We start from the raw sequence: 23059 nt of genomic DNA on the forward strand, positions 1-23059 counted from the left end.
ACGCCTAGGCCCGGCGGCGCTCCTTAAGAGCGCGTCGGTACCTGCCGTGTGGGTCCTCGGGGTCGAACGGCGCCGGCGCGCTGTTCGCCACGTCGCCGCCGCACTCCGGACACGTCGCAGAAAGCGTGTACACCGGGCGGTCGTGGCGGTCGCGCCACGACGCACACACCCGGATGTCTGACTTCATTACTCGTCGTCGAGCTGGCGCTCCCGGTGGAACTCCCCACTCCCACCGACCTCGCCGATCTCCGCGACCGCGCGGTCGCCGGCTTCCTCGAGTTGCGTCTCCGCGGTCTTGTAGTTCGGCGCCTGCACGCGCAGCCGGTACTCGGGCGCGCCGACGTACGTCACGTCGAGGTCGACCTCGTCGGGGACCTCGCCGTTGCCCTCGGCCGCCTGCAGCGCCGCCTTCACGTCGTCGACGCCGTCGGCGTCCGGCGACGTCAGCGTGACGTACCCCGTGACCGTGACGTACGGCACGGAGACGTTCTCGCGGGCGGTCTCGACGACAGCGTCGACCTCGTCGTCGTCGAGCTCGGTGTCCTCGAGGGCCTCGTGGCCGTGGATGGCCGCCTGCTCGAAGCCGTCGTAGAGGCTCCCGAAGTCCGCCAGCAGGCCGTTCGCGATGCGGCGGAACTGGTCGTCGGCCATGTCCTCGCCGAACGCCAGCGTCAGCCACTTGTCGGCCTTCTGCTCGTTCTTCCAGTCCTGGATCTTGTCGGAGCGCTGGTGGTCGTTGACGTCTTTCAGCGACAGGTCGATCTGCTGGGACTCCGTGTCGACGTCGAGGACCTTCGCGACGACGGTCTGGTCTTCGTTGACGTGGTCGCGGACGTTCTTGATCCACCCGCTGGCCACCTCACTGACGTGGACCAGTCCGCGCTTGTCCTGGTACTCCTCGAGGTCGACGAAAACCCCGAAGTCCTCGATGTCGTCGACCTTCCCGACGACCAGTTCGCCCTCGTCGGGCCAGCCCTCGTACTTCATCTGGCCTCGACGGTTTCGACGACCTCACCGAGGAGGTCGGCCTCGCCGCCGGTCGGACGCGCGAGCGTCGTCCCGCAGACGGCACAGGCGACCTCCGTGGAGGCCTTCCCGAAGACGGTCTGTTCGTTCTCGCAATCCGGACACTCGACTTTGTAGAATCCTCCGGACATAGTTACTCCTGGAGCTTCAGTCGACCGGCGCGCCATCCTTCGCGGAGGTGGGCGTTGCCGCACTCGCTGCAGCGGTACTTCAGGTCGGTCCGGTTGGTCGGCTTGTTGCCGACCGGGACCTTCGAGAACCGGCCGTGGTTCCCGATGGACGCGTTCGCGCGCTTCGTGCGGCGAGCGTCCCACTTCATGCCAGACGAGCGGCCGGAGCGGACCTTCTCGACCTCGAGCTGGTGGTGTTCGTCACAGTTCGGGCAGTAGCTGTTGAATCGGCGTGGCATCTCCATAGGCGGAATCAGCTCTGTTGTCCCTCGCTATGACTCGGCTGTTTAAAATCCGTTTGGTTCGGGGGCGGCGGGACGCCCGAGACTTCCGGGGGAACTCCACCCGCCACGGAGAGTCAGCCTTTTCACAGGTCGCCGCGACCCAGCGAACGTGTCACCGCCCTCCCCACGCTGGTTTTCACCTACAGCGAGCGTCAGCCTCGCCGCGACAGTCTCCCTCCTCGCCGCCGTCACCGTCGCCGTGGCAGTCCTCACCGCCGGCGCTGCCGTGCCGGCCGCGGCGGCGCCGCCGCCGACGGACGCCTGTGGCGCCTGCGGAACGAGCTTCGAGGACGCCGCAGCAGCCGCCGGCGGCGACGACGTCACGGTCGACGCGTCCACGATGAACGTCCACGTCGCCGCGAACGGGAGCGCGCGCGTGACCGTCGACCTGACTGTCGGCTCCGGAGACGCCGACTGGCTCGCCGCCGACGCCGACGCAGTCATCGCCGAACTCGCGGCCGGCGACGACCCCGACGCCACCGCCGGCATCGCGCCAGTCCCGACAGCCGCCACCCTCACTGCCGACGGCGACACCGTCCGAATCCAGTACGACGCACCGGGCGTCGCGCACACCTCGCCGGGCGGCGTGGTCGTCGTCGACGCCTTCGCCGACGGCAGGACCACCGGCTGGGAGGTCGACGCCGACGCGGTCCGCCTGCACGCACCGACCGCCCACGCCGTCACGCACGGGCCCGCCGACGCGCCCGTGACCACGTGGACGAGCGGCGACCACGTCGACGACGTCCTCGTCGCGTACGCCGCCGACGACGGACTCCTCGCCACCGCTGCCACGCAGGTCGCCCTCGCTGTCGAGACGGGGCCGGCGTTCCTCCAGTACGCCGCTATCGTGCTCGCGCCGACGCTCGCCGTGCTCGCCGGACTGCTGTGGTCGACGCGCACGCTCGCCGCGCGTGTGCCGACCGTCGGTACCGCCCGAACCGGCACCGTCGTCGCTACCGCGGGTGGGGCCACTGCCGTCGCGCTCGTCGCCACGGGTGGGGTTTCCACGTACCTCGAGCTCCCGACGACGATCGCGCTGTTCGTCGCGCTCACCGCCACTGTCGTCGGTGCGCTCGCGGCGACCGAGCGGCTCCAGACCGCTCGCGGCCTCGCGGCGGCAGCAGTCGGTTTCCCGGTCGCGCTCGGCGCGCTCGGCGCCGTCGCCGGCGCGCTCGCACACCCGGAGGTCGCATCGTGGACCGTCGGCAGAGCAGTCACCGCAGGGGCCCTCGCAGCTCAGCTCGGCGCGTTCGTCGTGCTCGGTGCGACCCGAGACCGCCCCTCGACGGGCCGCTGGCGCCGGCTCGCCACCGTCCTCGCACCGGCTGTCGTCGTCGTCGCCACGCTCGGACCGACGGCGCTGCTCGTCGCCTGGCTCCCCGTGCTCGTCGTCCTCGCCCACCCCGCGTACTGGTTCGGGGGCACCGTCGCAGGGGGGCTTCGAAGCGTTTAATCCGCGTTACGCCGAACCCCGGCGCATGGAGCGGCTCATCATCCACGGCGACGCCGACGTCCGCCGGGAAGGCATCGTCGAGGTCGACGGCGAGGAGAAACACCTCTTCCAGGTCACCCGGAACGGCGACTGGCACGGCCCCGACGAGGTCCAGCTCTGGTGTATCGCCGGCGACGAAGACGAACTCGAGGACTACGAGAAGCGCAACTTCGTCCCTCACTGGCTCGACGTCACGGCCGTCGACGCCGAGGACGTCACCGTCAAGAAGCGCGCCGGCGACCTCGCGGTCTGACTTCTCGTCTCTGTCTCTCTCGGGTCTACGCTCGCCGGGCCGCCAGTCCGGACTGTGTCAGGTCCCCGGCTGCGCGTCCGTCAGCGCCGACTGGTTCACCTGGTAGACGACGACCGTCGGCGTCGCGTACGGCGTGCTGATGCCGGGCTCGTCGCCCATTCGCGCCACGTCGTAGCGCTCGCGCTCGACGGGACCGACCCAGACGTACTCGACGTCGTGCTTGCGGAGCAACGCGGCCCGCGACGCCGCGTCGGTCGTCTCGTAGACGATGCCGACGTCGCTGACGCGCTGGTCCCACGCCGACTGGCTGTGGTAGTTCGCCTCGTGTACCCAGCCGGCGACCGTCGGAATCCCGGTCAGACTCGACGCCGGGTTCTGCCACGAGTACGGCGTCGTCCCGGGCGCGGAGACGATGTGTGGCTGTCCGGGTTTCTCGTGCAGCCACTCGATGGCCGCTGCCTCGCCCGGCCGCTCCTCGTGGACGTACTCGAAGGCGTCGATGGTGGCCTCGCCGTCGGCGCTCCCGAAGTGCGCGGACAGCGCCAGCCCGCCGTAGATGGACGTCGAGACGACGAGCCCGACGACCAGCAGGGTGCCGCCGACCGACCGGGCCCGGGACGCCGACGGGACGCGCGACGCCAGCGCCGCCAGCGCGACGCCGGCGGGAATCGCCCAGAGCGCCCAGACCTGCGCGTACACCTTGAATATCGTGTTGAAGCGCTCGAAGGACGCCGCGTCGGCGAGGTAGACGTACTCCACGAGCACCACGAGCCCGGCGCCCGCGACCACCAGCACGCCCTCGAAGCCGACGCCGGCGCGCCGCCGGAGCGCCCACGCGCCGGCGAGCAGCGGTCCCGCGAGTAGCACCGCAACGACGCCCAACCGGACGCCGGCGACGACGGGGTCCACAGCGTACGCGAGGCCCACCAGTCCCAGCGCCGCGAGCCCGGCAGCCAGCCAGCCGGCGGCGCTGTCGGCGACCCGCGAGACGAGGTACGCCGCGAACGCCACGAGGAACAGCCCGTGGACGAACAGGAACGCCCCCAGCAGCGACGGCTCCGGGAACGCGGCCGGGTGCTGGTTGCTCGCGCCCGAGAGCAGGACGTTCCGCACGAACGGCCACGCGACCACGAGCGCGAGCGCGGCGACGACCGCCGCTGCGACGACCGCCAGCAGCACTCGCTGGACTTCCCGGCCGACCGTCGAGCCACGGTCTGCCCACGCCCGGGCGCGAGCGGGTAGCAGCGTCCCGGGTGCGGCGTCGGCGAGCGCGACGGACAGCGCCGCCACGCCGAGGACCGCCGGGAAGCTCCACGTGTTCACCGCGAGAATCGCCGCGGCGGCCACCGGGAAGCCGCCGAACAGCAACGCCAGCCGCCTGCCTCGTTGCTCGGGCGGCGTCCGGTAGTACGCCAGCCCGACCGCCACCGCGAGGAACAGCACGGGGACGCTCATCATGTGTGCGTGCAGGTCGCCGTTCAGGTACGCGAACAGCGGGAACTCGTTGATGCCGGTCTCCACGAACCGGCTGCCGTGCCAGGCGTCGAACTCGCTCGGTGTGATGGCGGGCTGTCGGTTCGAACTGATGCCCGCGGCCGCCACCGCGTCCCGGACGACGTCGACGCGCGCGGCGAGCAGCCGCACCGGCGTCCCGAGATTGCTCGCGAACCCGTAGACGAACGCCGCCAGCACGCCCGCTCGCACCCGCCGCGACCGCGTCACCGCGAGCGCCGCGCCCGCGGCCGGGAGCGCCAGCAACACCCAGTCGACGCCCGTCGCCAGCAGCATCGCCACGAACACGACGCCTGCGGCGCCGAGTGCGGTCGAGGCCCTGATTCGACCGGCAACCCGGTCGTCGTCCCCGGTGGCTGAACCGTCACCACCGTCGTCGCTGCCGAGTGCTGCGGCGAGCGTGCTGGCGAGGCCGTAGGCGGCCGTGACAGCCATCGCGTAGAAGCCCGCCAGCGCCGGGCTGTACGCGAGCCGCCCCTCGGTCGCCGTGAGGTGGGCGCCGATGGCCGTCATCAGGTGCCCGCCGTAGTAGTAGACGACGCGCTCGCCCGCGAACCACATGTCCTGTGGCGGTAGTCGACTCCCCCGCAGCAGGCTCTGGACCAGCCCCATGTCGAGGAACTTCTCGCCGCCGTAGGGGTGGACGCCGTCGGCCGCCACCCGAATCGTAATCAGGAACGCGAACGCGACTGTGAACACCGCCACGACCTCCGCGAACGCCCGCCGGGGAACGCCCACGCCGCCACGCGCGAGCCACGCCGACGCTGCCAGAAACGCCACGAACACGACGGCGACGGCGACCGGCCCGAACGCGACCTGGCCGACCCAGAGCGTCACCAGCGTCACCACCACCAGCGACAGCGGCATCGCCACCGACGCTCCCCGGTCGGGCGCGTCCGGCAGCAGGCGCGCCGTCAGCGGCAGTCCCGCCACCAGCAACACCTGGAAGAACAGCCACCACCGGACGACCACGCCGTACTCCATTGCCGGAGTCGTGGGCAGCACTCGCCAAACGCTTTCGGGTTCCGTCCGAGCGTCCCGCCCGCTCAGCTACCCCTCGTCGGTTGCCGGGATTCTGCGGACCGAATGGCTTAATCGGCGAAGCGGACTCCCGGAAGACAGACCGATGCCGGACAGCGCCGACGGCCACGAGGCGACGGGAGCAAGGGAAGCGGTACCCGACGAAGAGCGCGACGCGCTGTTGACTATCGCCCACGGCGCTGTCGTGACGTCTGGCGGCGTCTCCGCCCAGCGCGCGCTCGTCGCGGCGGTGGAGTTCGTGCTCGCGCGCGGCCTCGGCCCCGTCGCGTACGGCGTCTACGCGCTCGCGTGGCGGGTCGCACAGCTGCTGTCCCGGCTCGTTACCTTCGGTAGCGTCCCCACCCTCCAGCGGTACCTGTCCGCCGACGACGACGCCGAACGCCGCTCCCGCGTGACCGGGCTCGCCTACCTCACCACCGCCGGCGTCGGGCTCCTCATCACGTTCGGCGTCTGGCTGGCCGCGCCGTGGCTCGACGCCACCACCGTCGACCACCCGATGTTCCCGGCAGCGATGCGGTTGCTCGGCGCGTTCGTCCTGCTCGTCGGCCTCGTGATGGTGTACGCCGCCACCTTCCGCGCCGACGGCTCCGCTCGCGGCGAAGTGCTGTTCAACAAGCTCCTCCGGCCCGCCGTCCGGCTCGTCGGCGCGCTCGCGGCGCTCGCGCTCGGGTACTCTGTGGTCGGCGTCGCCGGCGCGTACGTCGCCAGCATGCTCGTCCTCGTCGTCCTCGGCTTCCCCATCACGGCTCGCATCACCGGTGTCACGCCCACGCTGCGAGGCTTGCGTCAGGACGCCCGCCAGTTCTACGACCACGCGGCCCCGGTCGCGATGAGCAGCTTCGGGAAGATCTTCCAGAACCGCGCGGACATCCTCCTCGTCGGCGCGCTCCTCACGGCCGTCGCGGCCGGGGTCTACAACGTCGTGCTCGTGCTCATCTCCGTCGCGTGGATTCCGCTGATGTCGTTCAATCAGCTCCTCCCGCCCGTCGCCTCGCGGCTCCACGCCAGCGGCGACGTCGAGACCCTGAACGCCGTCTACTCGTCGGTGACGCGACTCATCGTCACCACCGTCGTCCCGATTCTCGCCGTCCAGCTCGTCTTCGGCCGCGAACTTCTCGCGCTGTTCGGCCCGACCTACACGCGGGGGTACGTCCCGCTCGTCCTCTACCTCGCGGGCGTGTTCGTCGGCAGCGCCGTCGGCGCGACCGGCTGGCTGCTCATGATGACCGACCACCAGTACGCCCGCATGGCGCTGGACTGGCTGCTCGCCGTGCTGAACGTCGCACTCACGTACGTCTTCGTCCTCGAGTTCGGGCTCGCGGGCGCGGCGCTCGGCACCTCGCTGGCCATCGCCATCCAGAACGGACTCCAGGTGCTCCTCCTCCGGCGCTTCGAGGGCCTCTGGCCGTTCGACGCCACCTTCCTCCGCCCGCTCGCCGCCGGCGCCGCCATGACCGCCGCGATGTTCGGCGTCCGATCGCTGCTCGCCGACGGCCCACTGGCAATCGCTGCCGGCGCCGCTGTCGGCCTCCCCACCTACCTCGTGGCGCTCCACGTACTCGGCGTCGACCCCCGCGACCGCATCGTCGTCCGCGAACTCTCCGCGCGCTACCGCGACGACGTCGCCGACGCCGTCCCGCTCTGAGCGCGCGGACTACCCGGACGGCGAAACCCACACAGCCGAGACTGCGTGGTCGAACGTCCGAAGGAGAGTAGCGGGAGGGAGATTTGAACCGGGGCCAGACGGTTGCTCACTTCGTTCGTGCTGCGACTGGCTGGGTTCAAATCTACGCCCGGACTACACGGATGGAACCAACTGCGCAGACGAGACTGCGCAGTTGGTTTCGCAGGAGAAGTAGCGGGAGGTAGATTTGAACCGCCCGTCAGACGAACCTCGCTGCGCTCGGTTGCGACTGACGTGGTTCAAATCTACTCCGCCACATCGCAGGAACTCTCGGGACGCCTCGCACGGAGGCGAGGCTCAGGAGTCGAGTTCCAGAGGAGTAGCGGGAGGTAGATTTGAACTACCGATCTCCGGGTTATGAGCCCGGCGGAATCTCCTGGCTATCCCATCCCGCTGATTCCTCGTAACCCCGTTTTACAGTTAAGGGTTCTGATTCCGTCGCCGTATGGGAGATATCCCTACACGTCGAGTTCGTCCAGCAGGGTCTGCGCGGCAGCCGCAGAGGACGCCGGTCCGCGGGCCGTCAGCAGGTCGCCGTCGACGGTGACGCTGGTGTCCGCGTCGAGCTCCGCGTCCCAGTCGGCGCCCGCGGCCGTCACCTCGTCTTCGACCCAGTACGGGAGCTTCCGGCCGTCCGGCATCCGGTCGAGGTCGTCGACGATGCCCTCCTCCCAGGCGTTCGGGAAGCCCGTGACGGAGCGCCCGTCGACGAGCAGGTCGCCGTCGTCGTCGCGCGCCCACGCCAGGATGCCGACCGCGTGACAGACGACCAGCGCCTTCTCGCTGTCGCCGCCGACCGCGTTCCGGAGGATGCGGCGCGCGTCGACGTCCTGATTGACGTCCCACGCGGTGCCGTGGCCGCCCGGGAACACGACCGCGTCGTAGTCGGCGGCCGCCTCGGTGGCCACCGGCTCGGGGTCGTTCAGTCGTTCGTCGGTCTCGTGGACGTCGCGCACCCACTCGGCCGTCTCCTCGTCGACGTTCTCGGGGTCGACCGAGCGCTCGTCGAGGACCGCCGGGCCGCCGCTCGGTGTCGCGACCGTCACGTCGAAGCCCGCGTCGTCCAGCGTGGTCAGCGGCTCGACGCACTCTTCGCCCCAGTACCCTTCCTCGCTCACGACCAGTAGTGCCGAAGGCATAGCTGTCCCACCGTAGGTCGGGACGGAGGAAAAGCCGCCTGCCGCCCGCGAGTCCCGCCGGGTCCGTCAGTACCGGCCCAGTCCACCGAGTCCACAGGTCCCGGTCGGCTGTGCCGGGTCTGCCAGTGTCGCTCAGCTGGCTGGCGTGTCAGTCGTCGCCTTCCGCGTCGACGATGACGACGTCGCCGTCCTCGACGTCGACGTTGATGAGCGTCTTCACGTCGGTGTCCGTGTCGTCGAGTTCGTTCGGACCGGCCTTCTTGATGACGGCGACCACGTCAGCGACGTCCGCGCCGATGTGTTCGAGGGCGTCCGTGATGGCGCGCAGCGTGCCGCCCGTCGACAGCACGTCGTCCAGCACGAGCACGCGGTCGCCCTCGTGGACGTCGTTGATGTACATCTCGTTCTCCGAGTAGCCCGTCTGCTGGCTGAGCGCGACCTCACCGGGCAGGCCGTACTCGCGTTTCCGGATGACGACGATGGGGATGTCGGTCATCAGGGAGACGGCCGTGGAGATGTGGATGCCCATCGCGGCGGGCGTGACGATCTTGTCGACCTCGTCGAGTTCGGCCTTCCGGATGATTCGGATGACGATCTCCCGCAGCAGTTCCGGCTCCAGCATCGGGACGCCGTCACTGATGGGGTGGACGAAGTAGTGGTAGCCGTCCTTCTCGATGATGGGCGCGTCGAGCAGGGACTGCTTGAGCCTATCCATGCAGGGAGTACTCGCGGGGTGAGGAAAAGGTGACGGAACGAACCCCGCCGTGTGAGTGTCTACAGGGAGACGCTCGCGGCGACGAGCACGGCGAGCACGACGGCGACCAGCAGGATGCTCGTGCTGTAGTCCGCGCGCAGCGACACCGGGTCGTCGCTGCCGGTGACACGCCCGGCGACGGCGCCGGGTGCACGCACGGCGGCGGTCGTCGCGCTCGCGGTGGCGACGACGACGCGGTCGACGGCGGCGTACAGCTCAGTCACACCGACGACGAGGGCACGGGTCGCGTAGAACGTCACAGAGTTGTGGACGTTGTCGACGTCCGGCACGCGCCCGAGGCCCGACAGCGGCTTCTTGACGAGCGCGAACCCGACGAGGCCGAGGGCTGCCAGCGCCACGCCCTCGAGGATGTGACTGGTCGTGTACGTGTGGTAGACGTGGGCGACGACGGCCGCCGAGGTCACGTCGAACGGCAGCAGCGCGAACAGGGCGCCCGGGAACAGCCCGTAGACCACGCAGAGCGCGGCGACGGTGACCATCGCGACGGACTGCCCGCGGTTGGCGTCTCTCACGGAGCCGTCGTAGGTGCCGTGGAAGAACGCGTAGTAGCCGAACTTGATGAAGGACATGAACGTCCCGACGCCCCCGACGAGCAACAGCAGTTCGAGCGTGTAGAACTCACCGAGGACGACCGGCCCCTTCTCGAAGGCGTAGTGGCTCGCGGAGATGACGATACCTTTCGACACGAAGCCGTTGAACCCGGGGAAGCCGGCGATGGACAGCGCGGCGACCGAGAACGCGCCCGCGGTGATGGGCATCTCCGACGCGAGCCCGCCGAGCTTCTTCAGGCTCTCCTCGCCCGTGCGGTAGACGACGACGCCCGCCGTCATGAACAGCAGTCCCTTGTAGAGGATGTGGTTGAAGACGTGCGCGAACGCGCCGGCCTGCGCGAGCGCGCCGCCGATGCCGACGCCCGCGACCATGTACCCGACCTGCGACTGGATGTGGTAGGAGAGCAGGCGCCGCATGTCGTTCTGGAACAGCGCCATCGTCGCGCCGAAGACGGCCATCGCGCCGCCCATGTAGGCGACGGCGACGTTGCCGTCCTGCGGGAACACGCGGTACATGCCGTAGACGCCGGTCTTCGTGGTGAACACGCAGAGGAAGACGCTGGCGGCGACGTGGGGCCGGGGGTAGGTGTCGGGCAGCCACGCGTGCAGTCCGATAAAGCCGACGTTCACGCCGATGCCGAGGGCGGCGAGAACCGGCGCGACGCCGCCGGCCATCCCGGCGGTCTCCGGGCCGCCGGGCACCGAGCCGAACAGGAACGTCCCGGTCTCGGCGAAGTGCCAGATGACGGCGCCGAGCAGGAGCGTACCGCCGATGCCGTGCGCGAGCGCGTACCGGAAGCCCGCGCGGACGGCCTTCCCGCCGTAATGCCAGACGAGCAGCGTGCTGGTGACGGCCATCAGCTCCCAGAAGAAGATGAGGCTGAGCCAGTCGCCGCCGAAGACGGCGCCCAGACTGGTGCCGACGTAGCCCAGTGCGAACGCCGTCTGGAGGTTCTCGGCGTCGCTGGCGTACGAGTACAGCACGCCGATGGCGCCGATGAACCCGAAGATGACGCCCATCAGCGTCGAGAACGGGTCGACGTTGAACAGCACGGCGTCGAACCCGAACAGCTGCACCGGCAGGTGGGCGCCCTCGGTGACGAGCCAGACGTAGGGCACGACCGCCGCCGAGGCGAGCGCGCCGAGCGCGTGGCCCGTCCGGCGGCCGAGGAACGGCAGCAGGACGGCGGCCAGCAACACCGGGACGAACGGCGGGACGAGCGGGTCGACCATCAGACGACCACCCCCATCGCCGTCGCACCGGCGACGATCTCACGCACGACCTGCAGGAACACCGCTGCGTCCGGCACGACGCCGAGCACGACGGAGCCGGCTGCGGCGAACAGAATCGGTGCGACGACGAACCACGAGCCCTCGGCGCCGTTCGGCGCGCGCCGCTCGAACGGTCCGTGGTCGTCGCTCTCGCCGTGGTGGCCGCCGTCGGCGCGCGCCGCGCGACCGAACCGGCCGCCGAGCACGCCCGAGAGCAGCGGCTTCTCGTCGCTGTCGCCCTGCGACTCGAAGAACGCCGTGTAGACGACCGGCCAGAAGTACGCGATGTTGAGGACGCCAGACACCAGCAGGGCCGCCGTGAACACGAGGTCGCCGGCGGTGACGGTGCCCAGCAGCAGGAAGTACTTGCTCACGAACCCGGCGACGATGGGGATGCCGGCCATCCCGGCGGCGGCGACGGCGAACGCCCCCATCGTCAGCGGCATGCGTTTGCCGATGCCGGCCATGTTCGAGATGTCGTCGGTGTGAGTCTCGACGTGGAGCGCGCCGGCACAGAAGAACAGCGTGAGCTTCATGAACGCGTGTGCAGGGATGTGCAGCAGTCCGCCGACGAGCGCCCACTTCGTCGCCTCGCCGGGCGCAGCCGCGGCGCCTACCGAGAGCCCGAGCACGATGTAGGAGAGCTGGCTCACCGTCGAGAACGCGAGCCGGCGCTTGAGGTTGTCCTGGCGGAGCGCGATGACCGACGCGACCACGAGCGTGAACGCCGCGACGGCGGCCAGAACCGTGCCGACGCCCAGCGCGGCCACGAGATCGACGCCGAAGACGTCCAGCAGGACGCGCGCGATGCCGAACACGCCGCTCTTGACGACCGCGACGGCGTGCAGCAGCCCGGAGACGGGCGTCGGCGCGACCATCGCGTCCGGCAGCCACGAGTGCAGCGGCATCAGCGCCGCCTTCACGCCGAAGCCGGTGATGAGCAGCGCGAACGCCGCTCGCGCGAGCGTCGGGTCGGCGCCGGCGAGGCCGCTCATTCCGCCAGCGACGAACGTCGTCGTGCCGGCGAGGTGGACGACGAGCAGGATGCCGGCGAGCGCAGCGACCCCGCCGCCGAACGTGTACGCGAGGTACTTGCGGCCGGCCGCCCGGGCTTCGTCGGTCTCGTCGTGGGCGACCAGCGGGTACGTCGCGACGGTCAGCAGTTCGTAGAACAGGTACAGCACCACGAGGTTCGCGGCGAACGCCACGCCCACCGCAGACGCGACGCTGCCGGCGAACGCGGCGAAGTACCGGGTCTGGCTGTGTTCGCCGAGCCCCCGCATGTAGCCGACGCTGTAGAAGCTCGTCGCCAGCCAGAGTGTGCTCGCCAGCAGCCCGAACAGGATGCCGAGCGCGTCGGCGTGCAACGCGAGGTCGACGTACGGGACGAGCGACCCGAGTTCGGTGACGTAGACGTCGCCCGCGAGGACGCCGGGCACCATGCTCGCGACGAGTCCGAGCGTGAGCACGGACGCGAGCACGGTCCAGGCCTCCCTGAGGTTCGGGCGGGCGCCGGACGCCAGAATCGGCGCCACGGCGACCGCCGGGGCGAGTACCGCAGCGAGTGGCCGGAGTGAGGGGATTTCATTCATGGCGAGAGCAGGAGGCGTTCGATGGTCGGTTCGAGGAGTTCGCCGTAGCCGAACGCGGCGAAGCCGAGCGCTACCGCGAGCACGGCGGCGCCGACGACGGTCGCGTACATCCCGAGCGAGGCGCCGCGGGGGTCACCGCCGCCACCGTCGGCGACGGCGTCGGCCGGCTCCGCGGACGTCGTCGCGCCGGCCCGCTCGACGGCTGGCTGCGGCGCGGGCTCCCGGAAGAACATGCGTTCGACGAGCCGCGCGAAGTACGCGAGCGTGAGCAGCGTGCTCGCGACGATGACGGCGAGCAGCGCCCACGCGCCCGACTCGGCGGCGCCGACGGCGACGTACCACTTGCCTGCGAAGCCGACGGTCGGCGGGACGCCCACCATCGACACGGCGAGCACGCCGAACGCGCCGGCGCCGACCGGGCTGCGATCGACGAGGCCGTTGAACTCCTCGACGGTGCGAGCGCCCGTCTCGGTCGCGACGAGCCCGGCGGTCAGGAACAGCCCGCCCTTCATCACGGCGTGACCGACGAGGTGGATGGCCGCACCGACGAGCGCGGTGGTGTTCCCGATGGCGACGGCAGCGACGATCAGCCCGAACTGGGAGACCGAGGAGTACGCGAGCATGCGCTTGACCTCGGACTGGGACACCGCCAGCAGGCTGCCGACGACGATGCTGACGACGGCGCCGCCGACCAGCATCGCCTCCGCCACCGGGTTCGATTCGAGGAAGCCGGTGCCGAACACCGTGTAGACGACGCGCAGCAGCGCGTACGCCGCGACCGTCGACACGAGCGCGGAGATGAGGCCGCTGACCGTGTCCGGCGCGCCGGCGTAAGCGTCCGGCTGCCACGTGTGCAGTGGGAACACGGCGACCTTGATGAACAGTCCGACGACGATGAGCGCGAACGCCGCCTGCGCGAGCGTCGGGTCGACGGCGGCGCTCTCCGCGAGCTTCACCGCGAGGTCCGCCATGTTCAGCGTGCCGGTGCCGATGTACGCGTACCCGATACCGAGCAGGAACAGCGACGCGCCGAACGTCCCGACGATGAGGTACTTCAGCGCCGCGACGGGCGACCGACCGTCCTCGCCGGAGGCGACCAGCGCGTACGCCGCCAGCCCCGTGATCTCGAGGAAGACGTACATGTTGAACAGGTCGCCGGTGACCGTCATCCCCGAGAGCCCGGCGACCAGCAGCAGGTAGGTCGCGTAGAACGGGTTCGACCGCGGGCCCGCGCGGCGAGCGTACGCGAGCACGCCCAGCGCGACGCCGGCGACCAGCAGCAGCACCGTCGCCGACAGGCCGTCGACGACGAGCTCGATGCCGAACGGCACGTCGAAGCCGCCGACGACGTAACTGATGCGCTCGTCGCCGAACGCCGACGCCGCCAGCGTGCCCGCGACGGCGAGCTGGAGGACGGACGCGCCGACCGCGACCGCCCACCCGCTCTTCGACCGGAAGACGCCGGCGGCCAGCGCGACGATGGACCCGAAGATGGGGACCGCCACCGCGAACGGGACGAGGTCACTCACTGTGACGCACCTCCTGGAGGGTGTCCTCCTCGAGGGTCCCGTACTCGGCGTAGATGCGGACGATCATCCCGAGCGCCACCGCCGTCAGCGCCACGCCGACGACGATAGCGGTCAGGATGAGGACGTGGGGAAGCGGACTGACGTATGGTCCCTCCGTCGTCAGTATCGGCGGGTTCCCGCCCTCGACGTACGCCGACGCGATGAAGAACAGGAAGATGCCGGTCTGGAAGATGTTCATGCCGATGACCTTCTTCACCAGGTTGCCGGCAGCGATCATGACGTACGTCCCGATGCCGAGCAACAGGAACGTCGCGATGTAGTAGTCTTTCGCGGCGATTGCCTCTATCATTGGTCGTCGTCACCTCCGCTATTCTCGTCTTTCCCGGCGTCGATGGCGACGAACAGGCCGGTGATGGTGCCCGCGACGATGACGCCGATGAACAGCTCTACCGCTTCGATGCCGTACTTGCTGGCGTGGTGGATGCCGAGCGCGGGGTAGTCGAGGAACGCCCCGCCGAGCGCGACCGTGCCGACGGCCATGGCGAGGAACGCCGCGACGCCGCCAGTGACGATGCCGACGAGGACGGACTCGCCGACCCACTCCCGCAGCGGGTCGATGCCGAACGCGATGCCCAGCATCAACATCACGGTGGCGACGATGACGCCGCCCTGGAAGCCGCCACCGGCGGAGTCCGCGCCGTGGAACATCACGAACAGGCCGTACGTGAACACGAACGGCGACACCACGCGGACCGTCGCCATGATGATGGAACTCTCGACGTACGACCGACCCGCAGCCGTGGTGTCCGGTTCGGACTCGCTCACGCGAACACCTCCTTGCCGAGCACGACCAGCAGTCCGACGCCGGCCGAGTAGACGACGACGGCCTCGCCGAGGGTGTCGAACCCACGGTAGGCCGCGAGCACCGCCGTCACGGCGTTCTTCACGCCGGCCTCCTTGTAGGCGTTCTCGAGGTAGTACGTCGTCACCTCGGACGTGAGAACGGCGGTGTCCGGGCTGCCGACCTCTGGCAGTGCGCCGAGCGTCGTCAGCAGGACGCCGACCAGCAGCACGGACACGCCCAGCGCCGGGACGTCCAGCCGCTCGAAGACGCGTTCGCCGGTCGGCCGCACCGTCTTCGCGATGGTGAGCAGGAACAGGACCGTCGTCACGCCGGCGCCGACGGCAGCCTCCGTCAGGCCGACGTCCGGCGCCTGCAGCACCACCCAGACGACGGAGATGCCGAGGCTGTACGTCGCGAACGCGATGATGGCGCCCAGCACGTCCCTGAGGACGGCCGTCGCCAGCGCCGACGCGAGCACGAACGCCAGCAGTGGCAGTTCGATGTTCACTCGTTCCCACCTCCGCTCTCGTCGTCGTCGACGGTCCACGGCTCGATGCCCTGGTCCGCGGCGGCCCGAGCGATCGCGTGCGCGGCCGTCGGGTTCGTGACGAACATGAACAACACCAGCAGCGCCGCCTTGACTGTCGGCAGGTCTGCGCCGAACGTCACCGCCACGGCGGCCAGCGCCAGCCCAGCCCCGAGCGTGTCGCTTTTCGACGCGCTGTGGGTGCGCGTGTAGACGTCCGGCAGCCGCAGCAGGCCGACCCCGGCGACGAACGTGAAGAACACGCCGCCGGCGATTAGCACAGCGACCGCGATTTCGGTCGGCGTCACAGCACACCACCCCGCTCGACCGTGAACTTCGAGATGGCGATGCTCATCAGGAAGTTCAACAGCGCGTACACGATGGCGATGTCCAGCGCCGCCGGCGTGTCCGTCGCCGCCCCGACCAGTGCGAGGATGACCACGATGTTCGTCCCGATGGCGTTCACCGCGATGACGCGATCCTGCATCGTCGGCCCGTCGAGCACCCGGTAGAGCACGACCAGCGAGATCAGGATGAACGCGCTCGCGCCAGCCAGCAGGATGTCCGGGACGAGGCTCACTCGTCACCACCCCCGGAGTCGGCGTCGACCTCGACGCGCTCGACGGCCGACCGGACTTCCTCCGGCTCGTCGGTGCCAGCGCCGTCCACGCTGCCATCCGGTGTCTCACCGCGCTCCGCGGGCGTCGGCAGCCGCATCGCCGTCCGCCCGTAGAACACGAACCGGACCGCCCGCTCCAGACTGCCCGCGAGCAGGTCACTGCGAGCCCCCTTCGTCAGGCTGTGTACGGTGAAGTGGCGCTGGGTCACGTCGACGGTCAGCGTCCCCGGCGTCAGCGTGATGCTGTTCGCGAGCGTCGTCGCCGGCAGCTCCGACCAGACCGCCGCGTCGAACTCAACGACGGCCGGGTCGATAGGGAGCCGCGGATGCAACACGACCTTCGCGATGTCGACGTTCGCCTTCACGATCTCCCAGAGCAAGTACGGGACGTACACGACCATCCGGGCGACTCGCCCGGCGAGCTGGCCGAGCTCGACCGACCCCTGCGTGGAGATGCGGCGCAGCACCGCCGCCACGATAGTGGCTGTGACGGCACCGGTCGCGAGGTTGAACGGCGTCAGAGTGCCGGCGATGAGCAAGTAGAAACCGAACGTCGACCCGAACAGCAGCGCGAACTGGTCGAGGCCCGCCGGCCGGGTCAGCGGCCCGCGGCGGGTCGCACGGTCGACGGGCGCCAGCTCCACTGCCAGCCCCGCGCCCTCGAGCTCTCGCTCCAGCGGCGGGAGCAGTGGCGCCATCCCGAGCGGATTGAACTCGGGGTCGAGCACGACGGTGTCGACGTCGTTCCGGCGCGCGTACGCCACCAGCACGTCGGCGTAGTCGCCCGGGTTGAACAGGTAGACGTCTGCGCCGACGACGGCCGTCTCGACCGTCACCCGGGTGGGTTCCTCGCCGAGGTCCTCGTCTGCCCAGACCGCGACCCGGTCAAGGAGCTCCTCGGCTTCGCCCGCGACCGCACTGTCCTCGCCGCCCAGTGGCCGCTCCGAGACGGGACAGACGAAGTGCAGCGTCACCGCGCCGTCCGCGTCCCGCGCCCGACCGACGGCGTGCGCGACCGTCTGCCTGAGCGTCACGGAGTCCTCGACCGGGACGAGCAGACTACTACCCCCCGACATCTCTCACCTCCGGTGGTTCGGGCCGCAGACCGCACGGCGGCCGCGTGGCTGTCGTCATTGTCGTGTTCGGCAGGTGGGGGTGCCCGATGTTGATACCTTCGGTTTCCCGGATGGAGGCGGTACCGACGGCGGTCTCACTGCTGGACAGCTGGTCAGGCACCCGAAGCTCTCACTGCGGTACCTCGGTCACGCATCGGACGCCGGTGGGTCGAGGGCTCCGTAGTCGGGGCTTAGAGCCGGTCGGCGAGCTCGTCGGCGACCCGGCCGCCGAGTTCGCGCTTGTCGCCGACGTACTCCGTGGCGTCGTCGCCGGTGACGAACAGGGCGCGCGTCTGCTCGTCGCCCATCACACCGGCGTCGTTCGCCACGACGAACGAGAGCCCGCTGCGGTCGAGGATGCCACGGGCGGCCTCGACCATCGCGTCGTCGTCACCGCTGGTCTCGGCCTTGAAGCCGACGATGGGGAGGGCGGGGTGGTCGTCCCGGACGGCATCGAGGAGCTTCGGCGTCGGCTCGAGGTCCAGCGTCAGCTCCCGACCCGACCGGATCTTCTCCTCGCTTGGCTCGACGGTGTAATCGCTGATGGCGGCCGCCGACACGAGCGCGTCCGCGTCCTCGCAGGCGTCGAGGGTGGCTGCCGTCATCTCTTCGGCCGTCTCGACGTCCCGAACCTCGGCGTACGGGACGCCGCCGTCGCCGTGGACGAGCGTCACGTCGGCCCCACGGACGTAGCAGGCGGCCGCGACCGCTCGTCCCGTCTTCCCCGACGAGCGGTTCGTGAGCACGCGCACGGGGTCGATTCGCTCGCTCGTCGCTCCGGAGGTGACGACGACGTGTTCACCGTCGAGCGGCCGGTCGCCGGCGGCTCGCGCAGTCGCGAGCACGATGGCCTCCTCGCTGGCGATCTTCGCCTTCCCTTCCTCCACGCGCGGGTCGACGAAGTCGACGCCCCAGGACTCTACGCGCTCGATGGCGTCGAGCACGCCCGGGTGGTCGTACATCGGCTCGTGCATCGCCGGCGCCACCACGACCGGGACACCTGCGCCGAGCGCCGTCGTCGCCGTCGTCGTCACCGGCGAGTCGTCGATGGCGGCCGCCACCTTTCCGACGGTGTTGGCGGTCGCCGGCGCGACGAGGAACACGTCCGCCCAGCCGTCGCGGCCGCAGAGCTCGACGTGCTCGACGGCGCCCGTGATCTCCGTGACGACGGGGGCGTCGGTCGCGAACTCGACGGCCCACGGGTGGACGATTCCCTGCGCGCTCTCGGTCGTGACTGCGCGGACGTTCGCGCCGTGGCGGCGCAGCTCGTGGGCGAGCTCGACGACTTTCACCGCCGCGATGCTGCCCGTCACGCCGAGGGCGACGTTCACTCCGGAGAGCATTCGCGTGTGAGTCAGTGGGGTGAGAACTTAAATCGCGGCGGTGGCGGGCGCTGGCGGGAGGGGCTGACAGGCGACCCGGTCCCGGTGCGCTACTGGCCGCTGGTCAGTGTCGCGCGTTCGGCCGCCCGGCAGTGGGTCGCGCTCCCGCAGGGCTCCCGGGCGTCGACTGTCACGTCACGTCGCAGTCTGGCCCCGGCTTCCGGGAAGAAGGTTCGCCCCACCGGGCTTCGTCGCTCCGGCAGGCCAGTGTCGCGGTACGCCTAAACCCCCGGCGTCCGAGGTAGAAGCGTGGACACGCTCGAAGTGACTACCGACGTTCGCGTGCCGCCCGGCGAAGCGTACGCGTTCCTCGAGGACTTCCCGGGGTACGCGCGGTACTCGAAGTACCTCGAGTCGGTCCGGCAGCACGGCGACGGCGGCCCCGGCACGGAGTACGAGCTGACGTTCTCGTGGTGGAAGCTCTCCCAGACGTTCCGGTCGCGAGTGACCGACACCGAGGCGCCGTCGCGCATCGACTGGGAGGTGCTGGGAACGCTGAACGCCAGCGGCCAGTGGCTGGTCGAGGAGACGGCGGACGGTTGCCGGGTGTCGCTGGTGGTCACGTACGACTCGGGGAGCGCGCGTGGCGTGCTGGACCTCCCAGTGTTCGCGTCGTTCGACTGGGTCGCACAGCGCGTCGTCGAGAAGATCGCCGAAGAAGGGGAGCGCGTCGTCGAGCGCGTCGTCGCAGACCTCGAGGGACAGCGCCGGAACGTGGACCTCGACGTCGAGACGCGGTAGCGGAACCGAACGGGCTCGTTACTCCTCGATCTCGTAGTCGCCGCCGTACTTCATGAAGAAGTACGCCATGCCGAGCACGGACGTCATCGACCCGACAGCGGCGACGGCCATCGTCTTCGCGGAGTCCGGGACGATGGTCTGGTAGCCCTCGTTTTTCGGTGGGCTGTCCGTCACGATGATGGTGCCCTCCATGCCGACGGAGGCGTGAGGGTCACAGACGTACGTGTACTCGCCCATCGGCCCGTCGAACGTGTACTCGTACTCCATCGGCGGCCCGGTCACTTCGGTGTTGGCGCTCCAGTCGGCGCCGTCGGGGACCTCCGTCGCGTGGACGTTGTGGGGGCTGGACTCCCAGACGAACCGGACCGTCGTCCCGGGCGTGACGTGGAGTTCGGCCGGCTCGAAGACGTTCTGGCCGTTCGGGCCGACCTTCACGACCTTCTCGCTACCGCCGCCTCCTCCCTCCTCTTCCTGGGCAGCCGCAGTGCCAGTGGCGGCGGTCGCCGCGGCCGCGGCCGCGCCAGCGCGGATGACGCTCCGGCGGGAGACCTGCCCGTCGTCGCCGTCGTTCTCGGAGTTCATATCGCCCGCTAGGGAATCACGGGTACTGAATACTTTGGTTTGGGCCTACCCCAGAGTGGACCGGCTACCGGCCGTTCAGAGCGTGAAGTCCTCGGTCCCGTCGATGCTCTCGAGGAACGCCGTGGTGAGGTCGACGACGGCTTCGACGTCGTCGGTGTGGACCGCCTCGACGGGCGTGTGGAGGTACCGGGTGGGCGTGGAGACGGCGCCGACCGGCGTCGCGCCGTGGTTGCGCTGGAGCGGGCCGGTGTCGGTGCCGCCCGCACCGAGCACTTCCCGCTGGTGGTCGACGCCCGCCTGCTCGGCGACGTCGACGAGGTGGTCGACGACCTTCGGGTTCGGGATGACGACGCCGTCCTTGAACTTCACGCCGGCGCCCTCGCCGAGTTCGGTGACGTAGTCCTCCTCGTAGACGAACTGCGGGATGTCGTTGGCGACGGTGGTGTCGAGGTTGAGGACGAGGTCGGCGTCGAGGTCCACGCCAACCGCCTCTGCGCCCCGGAGGCCCACTTCCTCCTGCGTGGTCGCGACGTAGTGGACGGTCACGTCCGGCTCGACGCGCTCGGCGACCGCGAGCAGTTCGTAGACGCTCACGCGGTTGTCCAGCGCCTTCCCCGTGACGAGGTCGCCGACCGGCTCGAAGCGCTGGGAGAGCGTCACGGTATCCCCCACCTGCACCGCGTCCTCGACCTCGTCGGCGGGCAGCCCGAGGTCGATGAAGACGTCCCGGACCTCGTCTTTGTCCCGAGTGTAGGGGTTCTCGTCCGTGTGCGGGGGCGGCGACCCGATGACGCCCGGGAGGTCGCCGTCGTCGGCGTGGACGGTCGCGCGCTCCGCCCGCAGAATCCGTGGGTCCCAGCCGCCGAGCGCGTCCACCTGCACGAAGCCGTCGTCGTGGACGTGCTTCACGATGAACCCGATTTCGTCCATGTGCGCGGGCACGAGCACCTCGAAGTCGGGGTTATCGCTGCCCTCGACGGTCGCGACGAGGTTCCCCATCGCGTCGGTCCGGACCGCGTCCACGTCGTCCGGCAGGTGGCTCCGGACGACGTCACGAACCCGGCGCTCGTGGCCGGGCGCGCCGCTGGTCTCCGTCAGTTTTCCCAGAAGGTCGACATCGAGTGCCATACACAACCACGGGAACGGACGCGAATAAAGGCAAGCGTCCCGGTAGGCTGGGAGCACAGACTGCCAGCGAGCGGGGAAACTCCCCACAGGAGGTTGGGGGTTCCAGAACCCTTTTGCCGAACGCCAGAGACGTAACGCTCATGTCCGACACCGAAGCCGAACTCCGCGAGGAACTCACCGAGGCGTTCTCCAACGCAGACTACCCCGTCAAGAACCAGATGGGCCTCGTGCCCGCGCTCCCGAACGGCCCGTCGACGTCCTTCGAGGCGGGCGGCGAGTCCTGGACGGCGATGGAGCTCGCGACGAAGCTCTCCAGCCGCGCCGAGTTCCCCTACGACAACGTCGACGACCTCGTCGACGACGTCATCGAGGGCCTCAAGGACGAAGACGAGCTGTAAGCCCACTCCGAAATCCGGGAGCCAGCCCCGGTTCCCCGACCACAACTTCTTAGCGCGCGTCCCGCGTCCGGCCAGCCATGGCTCCCGACTGGATTGGCGACACCTTCACGAGCGACACCGGCTGGACGCACCTCGAACGACTCGTCGACGTGCGGAACCGGATGGCGGGCAGCGACGGCGAGCGCGAGGCCGCCGAAGCGACCCGGGACGCGCTCGCCGAGTACGCCGACGACGCGTGGCTCGACGAGTTCTCGATTCAGGGCTGGACGCGCGGCGACAGCGCCGTCGAGACGCCGACTGGCAGCGAGGAGGACGCCATCGCGCTCCCGCGGAGTCCGAGCGGCGACGCGACCGGCGAGTTCGTCGACCTGGGTCACGGCCTGCCCGAGGACTTCGAGGAGGCGGACCTCGAGGGCAAGGTCGTGATGGTGGCGTCGGACGTGCCGGACTGGTACGACCGCTACCTCCACCGCCGCGAGAAGTACTACCACGCCGTCGAGGCCGGCGCCGCCGGCTTCGTCTACCGGAACCACGTCGAGGGCTGCCTGCCGCCGACCGGCAGCGTCGGCACCTCCGAGGACCCCATCGGGGGAATCCCGGCCGTCGGCGTCTCCAGCGAGGTCGGCGCCAGGCTCGCCCGGCGATTCGACGACGACGAACTCACCGTTTCCGTCGACGCCGACGTGCACGACGCGACCAGTCAGAACGTCCACGCGACACTCGGCCCCGACACCGACGAGGAACTGCTCGTCACCAGCCACGTCGACGCCCACGACATCGCGGAGGGCGCGATGGACAACGGCGCCGGCACGGCGATGGTCGTCGAGGCCGCTCGCGCGCTCGCCGCCCGCGAGGACGAACTCGACACGACGGTCCACTTCGTCTGCTTCGGGTCGGAGGAGGTCGGTCTGGTCGGTGCCGCTCACGACGCCGAACACCGCGAGCTCGACGACGTCCGGGCCGTCCTCAACTTCGACGGTGTCGTGCGCGGCCGCACGCTGAAGTTCTACGCGCACGGCTTCGACGCCCTCGCCGACGCCGCGCGCTCACTCGGCGAGGACTTCGAGCACCCCGTCTCGGTGACGCCGAAGCTCGGCCCGCACTCGGACCACTGGGAGTACGTCCAGCACGGCGTCCCCGGCTACCACGTCGCCAGCGACACCGACGGCGCCGGCCGCGGCTGGGGTCACACGTTCGCGGACACTCTCGAGAAACTCGAACCACGGAACTTCCGCGAGCAGGCCATCCTCCTCACGGAGCTCGCCGTCCGCCTCGCCGACGACGGGTTCGCCGTCGCGCACGCCAGCGAGGCCGACATCGCGGCCGCCCTCGAGGACGAGGACCTCGCGGAAGGCATGAAGATCACGGGCGACTGGCCGTACTGACCCGGCCGCCAGCCACCCG

Annotated in this window: 25 protein-coding genes and 1 tRNA gene; 6 read left to right on the forward strand and 20 right to left on the reverse strand. The window is 70.0% G+C overall.

The genetic code is table 11. The features are described from left to right. Positions 1-4: 4 nt before the first annotated feature. Genes LT971_RS11590 through LT971_RS11605 form a run of 4 tightly spaced genes read right to left on the reverse strand, consistent with a single transcriptional unit; the run spans position 5 to position 1441 of the window. Positions 5-187 (reverse strand): RNA-protein complex protein Nop10, encoded by a 183-nt coding sequence (locus LT971_RS11590; protein ID WP_237007094.1) that lies wholly within the window; start codon positions 185-187, stop codon positions 5-7. Then, complete coding sequence (locus tag LT971_RS11595) at positions 187-987, reverse strand: translation initiation factor IF-2 subunit alpha (protein WP_237007095.1); 801 nt, start codon at positions 985-987, stop codon at positions 187-189. Before LT971_RS11595 ends, LT971_RS11590 begins: the two co-directional genes overlap by 1 nt. After that, complete coding sequence (locus LT971_RS11600; RefSeq protein WP_089668252.1) at positions 984-1157, reverse strand: 30S ribosomal protein S27e; 174 nt, start codon at positions 1155-1157, stop codon at positions 984-986. Before LT971_RS11600 ends, LT971_RS11595 begins: the two co-directional genes overlap by 4 nt. 2 nt (positions 1158-1159) lie before the next feature. Then, complete coding sequence (locus LT971_RS11605) at positions 1160-1441, reverse strand: 50S ribosomal protein L44e (RefSeq protein WP_237007096.1); 282 nt, start codon at positions 1439-1441, stop codon at positions 1160-1162. Positions 1442-1589: 148 nt separating this feature from the next. On the opposite strand from LT971_RS11605, the gene LT971_RS11610 reads away from it, so the two are divergent. Then, positions 1590-2933: a hypothetical protein gene (locus LT971_RS11610; protein WP_237007097.1), complete on the forward strand. Its 1344-nt coding sequence runs from the start codon at positions 1590-1592 to the stop codon at positions 2931-2933. A 25-nt stretch (positions 2934-2958) separates the two neighbouring features. Further along, complete coding sequence (locus LT971_RS11615; protein WP_237007098.1) at positions 2959-3225, forward strand: HAH_0734 family protein; 267 nt, start codon at positions 2959-2961, stop codon at positions 3223-3225. 57 nt (positions 3226-3282) lie between these two features. On the opposite strand, the gene LT971_RS11620 is transcribed toward LT971_RS11615, so the two are convergent. Next, positions 3283-5721 (reverse strand): DUF2298 domain-containing protein, encoded by a 2439-nt coding sequence (locus LT971_RS11620; protein ID WP_237007099.1) that lies wholly within the window; start codon positions 5719-5721, stop codon positions 3283-3285. Positions 5722-5863: 142 nt separating this feature from the next. Here LT971_RS11620 and LT971_RS11625 point away from each other — a divergent pair, with 142 nt between their 5' ends. Then, complete coding sequence (locus tag LT971_RS11625) at positions 5864-7423, forward strand: lipopolysaccharide biosynthesis protein (protein WP_237007100.1); 1560 nt, start codon at positions 5864-5866, stop codon at positions 7421-7423. A gap of 359 nt (positions 7424-7782) precedes the next feature. On the opposite strand, the gene LT971_RS11630 is transcribed toward LT971_RS11625, so the two are convergent. From LT971_RS11630 to coaBC, 13 genes are all read right to left on the reverse strand, one after another. After that, a tRNA-Met gene (locus LT971_RS11630) sits at positions 7783-7857 on the reverse strand. Between the two features lie 63 nt (positions 7858-7920). After that, a complete protein-coding gene (locus LT971_RS11635) occupies positions 7921-8601 on the reverse strand; it encodes a DJ-1/PfpI family protein (RefSeq protein ID WP_237007101.1) in 681 nt (226 codons plus the stop codon). A gap of 148 nt (positions 8602-8749) precedes the next feature. Next, a complete protein-coding gene (hpt, locus tag LT971_RS11640; RefSeq protein ID WP_237007102.1) occupies positions 8750-9316 on the reverse strand; it encodes a hypoxanthine/guanine phosphoribosyltransferase in 567 nt (188 codons plus the stop codon). 59 nt (positions 9317-9375) lie between these two features. Next, on the reverse strand, positions 9376-11160 hold the full coding sequence (locus LT971_RS11645) for a Na(+)/H(+) antiporter subunit D (RefSeq protein WP_237007103.1): 1785 nt from the start codon (positions 11158-11160) through the stop codon (positions 9376-9378). Next, a complete protein-coding gene (locus LT971_RS11650; RefSeq protein ID WP_237007104.1) occupies positions 11160-12791 on the reverse strand; it encodes a proton-conducting transporter transmembrane domain-containing protein in 1632 nt (543 codons plus the stop codon). The genes LT971_RS11645 and LT971_RS11650 overlap by 1 nt, the downstream gene beginning before the upstream one ends. Then, positions 12788-14320 (reverse strand): monovalent cation/H+ antiporter subunit D family protein, encoded by a 1533-nt coding sequence (locus tag LT971_RS11655; protein WP_237007105.1) that lies wholly within the window; start codon positions 14318-14320, stop codon positions 12788-12790. The genes LT971_RS11650 and LT971_RS11655 overlap by 4 nt, the downstream gene beginning before the upstream one ends. Next, positions 14313-14669, reverse strand: coding sequence for a cation:proton antiporter subunit C (locus LT971_RS11660; RefSeq protein ID WP_237007106.1), 357 nt, complete (start codon positions 14667-14669; stop codon positions 14313-14315). The genes LT971_RS11655 and LT971_RS11660 overlap by 8 nt, the downstream gene beginning before the upstream one ends. Beyond that, positions 14666-15145: an MnhB domain-containing protein gene (locus LT971_RS11665; protein ID WP_237007107.1), complete on the reverse strand. Its 480-nt coding sequence runs from the start codon at positions 15143-15145 to the stop codon at positions 14666-14668. Before LT971_RS11665 ends, LT971_RS11660 begins: the two co-directional genes overlap by 4 nt. Beyond that, complete coding sequence (locus tag LT971_RS11670) at positions 15142-15672, reverse strand: DUF4040 domain-containing protein (RefSeq protein ID WP_237007108.1); 531 nt, start codon at positions 15670-15672, stop codon at positions 15142-15144. Before LT971_RS11670 ends, LT971_RS11665 begins: the two co-directional genes overlap by 4 nt. Beyond that, positions 15669-15998 (reverse strand): monovalent cation/H(+) antiporter subunit G, encoded by a 330-nt coding sequence (mnhG, locus tag LT971_RS11675; RefSeq protein WP_237007109.1) that lies wholly within the window; start codon positions 15996-15998, stop codon positions 15669-15671. The genes LT971_RS11670 and mnhG overlap by 4 nt, the downstream gene beginning before the upstream one ends. Then, positions 15995-16270, reverse strand: coding sequence for a cation:proton antiporter (locus LT971_RS11680; RefSeq protein ID WP_237007110.1), 276 nt, complete (start codon positions 16268-16270; stop codon positions 15995-15997). The genes mnhG and LT971_RS11680 overlap by 4 nt, the downstream gene beginning before the upstream one ends. Further along, complete coding sequence (locus LT971_RS11685) at positions 16267-17385, reverse strand: monovalent cation/H+ antiporter subunit E (RefSeq protein ID WP_237007111.1); 1119 nt, start codon at positions 17383-17385, stop codon at positions 16267-16269. Before LT971_RS11685 ends, LT971_RS11680 begins: the two co-directional genes overlap by 4 nt. Before the next feature lie 230 nt (positions 17386-17615). Next, on the reverse strand, positions 17616-18767 hold the full coding sequence (gene coaBC / locus LT971_RS11690; protein ID WP_237007112.1) for a bifunctional phosphopantothenoylcysteine decarboxylase/phosphopantothenate--cysteine ligase CoaBC: 1152 nt from the start codon (positions 18765-18767) through the stop codon (positions 17616-17618). 288 nt (positions 18768-19055) lie between these two features. On the opposite strand from coaBC, the gene LT971_RS11695 reads away from it, so the two are divergent. Further along, positions 19056-19547: an SRPBCC family protein gene (locus LT971_RS11695; protein ID WP_237007113.1), complete on the forward strand. Its 492-nt coding sequence runs from the start codon at positions 19056-19058 to the stop codon at positions 19545-19547. Positions 19548-19565: 18 nt separating this feature from the next. Here LT971_RS11695 and LT971_RS11700 read toward each other — a convergent pair whose 3' ends face one another. Beyond that, the gene (locus LT971_RS11700) at positions 19566-20129 is read right to left on the reverse strand and encodes a plastocyanin/azurin family copper-binding protein (protein WP_237007114.1); all 564 of its coding nucleotides are present in this window, start codon (positions 20127-20129) and stop codon (positions 19566-19568) included. Between the two features lie 75 nt (positions 20130-20204). Next, positions 20205-21257 carry a M42 family metallopeptidase gene (locus LT971_RS11705; RefSeq protein ID WP_237007115.1) on the reverse strand — a complete coding sequence of 351 codons (1053 nt, stop codon included), beginning with the start codon at positions 21255-21257 and terminating at the stop codon, positions 20205-20207. 140 nt (positions 21258-21397) lie between these two features. On the opposite strand from LT971_RS11705, the gene LT971_RS11710 reads away from it, so the two are divergent. After that, positions 21398-21655: an MTH865 family protein gene (locus LT971_RS11710; RefSeq protein WP_237007116.1), complete on the forward strand. Its 258-nt coding sequence runs from the start codon at positions 21398-21400 to the stop codon at positions 21653-21655. A gap of 77 nt (positions 21656-21732) precedes the next feature. Then, positions 21733-23040, forward strand: a complete 1308-nt coding sequence (locus LT971_RS11715; RefSeq protein ID WP_237007117.1) for a M28 family peptidase — start codon at positions 21733-21735, stop codon at positions 23038-23040. Positions 23041-23059 lie beyond the last annotated feature (19 nt).

The organism is Halobacterium rubrum, assembly GCF_021729015.1.
GTDB lineage: Archaea > Halobacteriota > Halobacteria > Halobacteriales > Halobacteriaceae > Halobacterium > Halobacterium rubrum.